At 44.1% G+C, this 4866-nt stretch carries 6 protein-coding genes; 3 read left to right on the forward strand and 3 right to left on the reverse strand.

The window, feature by feature from the left end; genetic code table 11:
* From I6E38_RS14315 to I6E38_RS14325, 3 genes are all read left to right on the forward strand, one after another.
* Positions 1–918, forward strand: a 918-nt coding sequence (locus tag I6E38_RS14315; protein WP_369681317.1) for an MBL fold metallo-hydrolase, incomplete at its 5' end; no start/stop codon positions are given.
* Positions 915–1799 (forward strand): SIR2 family NAD-dependent protein deacylase, encoded by an 885-nt coding sequence (locus I6E38_RS14320; protein ID WP_235394628.1) that lies wholly within the window; start codon positions 915–917, stop codon positions 1797–1799. The genes I6E38_RS14315 and I6E38_RS14320, both read left to right, overlap by 4 nt.
* A 21-nt stretch (positions 1800–1820) precedes the next feature.
* Complete coding sequence (locus I6E38_RS14325; RefSeq protein WP_235394629.1) at positions 1821–2516, forward strand: hypothetical protein; 696 nt, start codon at positions 1821–1823, stop codon at positions 2514–2516.
* Between the two features lie 524 nt (positions 2517–3040).
* On the opposite strand, the gene I6E38_RS14330 is transcribed toward I6E38_RS14325, so the two are convergent.
* From I6E38_RS14330 to I6E38_RS14340, 3 genes are all read right to left on the reverse strand, one after another.
* Entirely contained in the window at positions 3041–3856 is an 816-nt protein-coding gene (locus tag I6E38_RS14330; RefSeq protein ID WP_235394630.1) for a carboxymuconolactone decarboxylase family protein, read from the reverse strand.
* 20 nt (positions 3857–3876) lie between these two features.
* Entirely contained in the window at positions 3877–4419 is a 543-nt protein-coding gene (locus tag I6E38_RS14335) for a flavodoxin family protein (protein WP_235394631.1), read from the reverse strand.
* Positions 4420–4498: 79 nt separating this feature from the next.
* Positions 4499–4801: a helix-turn-helix domain-containing protein gene (locus I6E38_RS14340; RefSeq protein ID WP_369681318.1), complete on the reverse strand. Its 303-nt coding sequence runs from the start codon at positions 4799–4801 to the stop codon at positions 4499–4501.
* Positions 4802–4866: the final 65 nt, after the last annotated feature.

Consider the following 4866-nt stretch of genomic DNA (forward strand, 5'->3'; position numbering starts at 1 on the left):
CACGGAGCATCAAATACCAAGATGACCTCTATGCGTCCACGACTGAAAGAATTAAACGACAATCCCTATATAATGAAAATTCGCGTAAGTATGAAAAAAATGATTTTGATGGTGGCTTTAATGTCGGCTTTTACTCAGTTGAGTGCAAAGAACTACATCCGCCTCATTCGCAACGCAACGTTGAAGATGGAATATGCAGGTAAGCAAATTCTTGTTGATCCATTGCTTGGTGCCAAAGGCTCTTCCGTGTCGGCTCTTGGCGTAAATCCAAATCCCCGAGTAAACTTGACGATGCCCGTGGAAGAAGTGCTTGATGGACTGGATTTCACACTCTTGACTCACAACCATCCTGACCATTATGATGAAACTGCAGTCAAGCTGATTCGCAAGGATATGCCTTGGTTCGTACAGACTGAAGATGTAGAGCAGGTTAAGGAGAAAGACGGTTTCTTTCGTGCAGTGGGCATTGCAGACAGCATTGAAAATGAAGGAATCACCATTATCCGCATCAGAGGTAATCATGGACGTGGACAACTTGGTGCGCAAATGGGACCAAGTTCTGGCTACATCCTCAAAGCTAAGAATCAACCAACCATTTACATTATGGGCGATTGCATTTGGGATGAGAAGACCCAGATAGCAGTATCAACCTATAAGCCAGATTATATAGTAATCAATACTGGTGGAAACATTTTCTTTCCACAGTCAAAGACAGATGGAGATATCACGATGAATGAAATGGAAGCTATGCAAATGCTGAAGGACTGCAATCCTCAGATTCGTTTTATTGCGGTTCATATGGATGCCATCGATCATGGACAGACAACAAGGGCTATTCTCCGTAATCAGGCTGAATACGAAAAGGTGGATAAAAAACGTCTGATGATACCAGAAGACGGACAAGTATTGAAACTATGACACAGATAGAAATACTGAAAAAAAAGATTCAGGAGGCAGAAGCCATCATCGTGGGTGGTGCCTCTGGATTGTCGGCAGCAGCAGGTTTCCGCTTTTACTATATGAACGATGCCACATTCAAACAGATAGCCGGACAGTTGGGCGAGAAATATCATGCTGATGGTTTTTTCCCACTGTTTTATCATCCGCAAATCAAGAAAGGGGAGCTATGGGCAGCATTGCTCCGCAAGTACAAATACTTGTATGAGTGTCATACGGGTGAGCCATACGAGGATCTGGCCGAACTACTCAAAAACAAGAACTATTATATTGCCACCACCAATCAGGATGCGCAGTTTTTCCGCACCTTCCCTGCCGAGAAGATCACTCGCATTCAGGGAGATTTCCGCTACTGGCAGTGTAAACATACTTGTACAGACGAGATTTATCCCAACAAAGAAAAGGTGTATGAGTTGCTGGACAAGATAGAAGGTGACAGACTGCCCGACGACCTGATTCCCCGTTGTCCACATTGCGGTACGGAGATGGTTCCATGGTGGCGCAGTCCTGAGTTTTTGGAGGGTAGCTATTACCGAAAAGAAATGCAACGCTATCTGGATTTCCTCAAGGAGAACATGAACAAGAAAGTGCTTTTTCTCGAACTTGGTGTGGGTATGATGACTCCAATGTTTATCAAGGAGCCATTTATGAACATGGTATATCGCTGGCCCAATGCCACTTATGCAGTCCTCAATCCAAAGGATGCCTATGTTCCAAAGGAGATTGCCAAAAAGAGTATTGCCATTAAGGAAGATATCGCTGTGACATTAAAGAAACTGTTGGGCAAACCGGCAGATCATATCGTATCAGATACAAGTTTCGAACCAGGAAGAATATATTAAACCAGAAAGAATATATTAAATATGAATGCAAATATCACTCTAGCCCAAGAATGGATTGCCCAGGCAGATGCCATTCTCATAGGAGCCAGCAACGGACTCTCTATCGCCGAGGGCTATCATATCTTTGCCAACAACGAGATGTTTCGAAGGCAGTTTGGCGACATGCAGCAGCAATATGGTTTCAGAAATGTTGTGGAAGGTCTTTACTTTCAGTATCCTACTGCTGAAGCACGCTTAGAGTTCCACAGACGATTGGTGAAGTTTTGGGTAGAAGATTACCAACCTTCACAGGTGATGCATGACCTCATGAAAGTGATTGGTCAGAAGGATTACTTCATCCTTACCAGCAATGGCGACTTGCATCTGGAGAAATCAGGGTTTGATGAAAAACGCATCTTCGAGATAGAAGGTGTCATGACCGACCTTTTTGCAGCGCCAGACCCCAAGAAGGAAGCACTTTTTCATCGCTTTCTTGCAAAATATTCGGGCAAAAAACTTGTTATCTTAGAGTTGGGTATTGGTTCGCGCAACCGACTCATCAAGCTACCTATCATGCAGCTGGCTTATCGTGAGCCGAATGCTAAATATATCACGCTCAACATGCCTCAAGAACTCTATATTCCTGAGGAGATAGCAGAAAAGAGTGTGGGCATTGCTGGCGATATAGCCCAGTCGCTCAAAGAATTGAATACAAATACACTATCTTTACACCCGTAATCAAAACAAATAGAAATATGAAAGAAATTAAAAATGTAGAAAAAGGTGAGAACTTCACCACGGTGAACATATGACAGAAACACTCATTGAAGCGAAAGAGGTTAGTGGCATCATGACCAAGTCCAACCTCCAACATTATGGGTTATATCAAATCATACTATCCCCATTTGTTCCCACTTTATGAAGAAATCTATTTGCATAAAGACCGAACATATTGGAAGCAATTGGAGTATGAGGCCGCGAAAATGGCGCAGGAGGCTCAATGTAAGTATGTGGATAATGAATTACCTTACGAACGAAGTCCCAAAGGACATCCATCAATAGTGAATTATCTTTATCACGAAGAAATCAGAGGGTCGGGAAATACGGGTAAAAGGAATGTTATGTAATAAAACAGATGCGTATCTCTACTGTTGAAAGATTACTTGTAGAATAACTATTATAAGGCTTTCGGTATACTTGAAGGACTAAAAAAATGTATGAAAGTACCACAAATATCGCTAAGTGTGGTACTTTTCTTATTGTTATTTTATCTTGTTATATTCCTCATCGCTCACAGCCTCCTGCCACTCGTTGGATGTGTTCTCGCCAGGTATTTCAAAGGCGAGGTGGGCAAACCAGTTGTCTTTTGCGGCACCATGCCAATGCTTCACGTTGGCAGGAATGTGGATGACTGTACCCGGGAGGATTTCCTGCGCAGACTTTCCTTCCTCCTGATACCAGCCACGTCCGGCTACACCTACCAGCATTTGCCCGCCACCCTTTGTAGCGTGGTGCGTGTGCCAGTTGTTACGACAACCAGGCTCAAAGGTAACATTGAAGAAAGGTATCTGACTGTCAGATATTTGTGCCAGATAACTGTTGCCTTTGAAGTATTTGGCGTAAGCGGTGTTGGGTTCGCCAATAGGGAATATCATCTCACGCTGGAAAGCAGCCTTGGCGTCTTCTCCTTTCACATCTTCGTTCCATACCTCCTTTGCCAGATTGAAGGCAGCCCAGGCCTTTGGCCAACCTGCGTAGAAGGCGATGTGAGTAATAATCTCTGCCGCTTCCGTGCGGGTAATGCCGTTGTTCTTTGCCGACTGCAAGTGATATTTCAGCGAGCTGTCGGTGATTCCTTGGCTGATGAGCGAAGTGATTGTTACCAAACTGCGGTCGCGCAATGAAAGCAGGTCATTGCGGCTCCATACTTCTCCGAAGAGGATGTCGTCGTTGAGGTGGGCGAACTCCGGGGCAAACTCACCCAGCTGGGTGCGCCCTGCTGTCTGTACTATTTTCTGTTGTGCCATAATATTGAGTGAAATAGTCGTTAATATGATGAATGTTGAAATTTTTTTCATAAGAATCAATAGTTGAGTCTCTATCCCTTGACAGATTTTCCTAACTCGTAAGCTTTCTGCAGTTTCTTGTTGCCTAGAATGGTGCGTGGAGCGTCAACGCCTCCGCAGAACAGAGTGCCGGCAAGATGGCTCTCTGGATAGCAGTCAATCCAGCCTGTCAGTCCGGCTTCAGCACGCTTAGGCACTTCCGGCTCATTTTCAGCTGCAGTAGAGAGCATGTAAACATCACGGAACTTGTAGTCAAGTGCGAACATGGCATTCATGCGGTCGATGAGGGTCTTCATCTGTCCGCTCATCTCATAATAATATATAGGTGTTGCCCAGCAAACTACATCGGCATTCAGTACCTTCTGCATGATATCGTTTACATCATCCTTGATGACACACTTGCCCAACTTCTGACATGCCAGACAGCCTTTGCAAAACTTGATGTCTTTTCCTGCAAGCGAAATCTTTTCCACTTCATGACCTGCAGCTCTGGCACCTTCGATAAACTGATCAGCGAGCATGTCGCTGTTTGAACCAGTACGCAGACTGGTAGAGATTACGATTATTTTCTTCATTGTATCATTTTTTTAATTCTTCTTCAGGAACATCTTCGATGTAAAAAATAACAGTTATTCTATACATACATCATTATATCTACGCAGTTTTGCGATACTCGCTTGGAGTCTTCCCTGTCTGAGCCTTGAAAAAGCGGACGAAGTGCTGAGGATATTCAAAGCCGAGGTGCTGGCTGATTTGTGTAATGCTGAGGGTTTCATCAACAAGTAGTTGGCGGGAAGCCGAAAGCAGTCGGTCGTTGATCAGACTCTTTGCGGTTCTGCCAGTCTCTGTCTTGACTAATTCACCGAAATATTTAGGCGAATAGCAGCATTTGTCGGAAAAGTAGGCTACGGTAGGCAGCCCTTCACGCTCCGCCTTCTGAGCAATGTATTCCTTAATTCCGCAACACTATAATTTAACTTTATTTATAAGTTCCTGAGCAACAAAAAGTTGCCCAGGATTTT

This window comes from Leyella stercorea (assembly GCF_021531355.1).
GTDB lineage: Bacteria > Bacteroidota > Bacteroidia > Bacteroidales > Bacteroidaceae > Prevotella.

What these genes read in the sequence shown, in the direction of transcription:
- I6E38_RS14325 (WP_235394629.1), top strand. Translation starts at nt 1,821, where the DNA reads ATGAATGCAAATATCACTCTAGCCCAAGAATGGATTGCCCAGGCAGAT.
- I6E38_RS14320 (WP_235394628.1), top strand. Translation starts at nt 915, where the DNA reads ATGACACAGATAGAAATACTGAAAAAAAAGATTCAGGAGGCAGAAGCC.
- I6E38_RS14330 (WP_235394630.1), bottom strand. Translation starts at nt 3,856, where the DNA reads ATGAAAAAAATTTCAACATTCATCATATTAACGACTATTTCACTCAAT.
- I6E38_RS14335 (WP_235394631.1), bottom strand. Translation starts at nt 4,419, where the DNA reads ATGAAGAAAATAATCGTAATCTCTACCAGTCTGCGTACTGGTTCAAAC.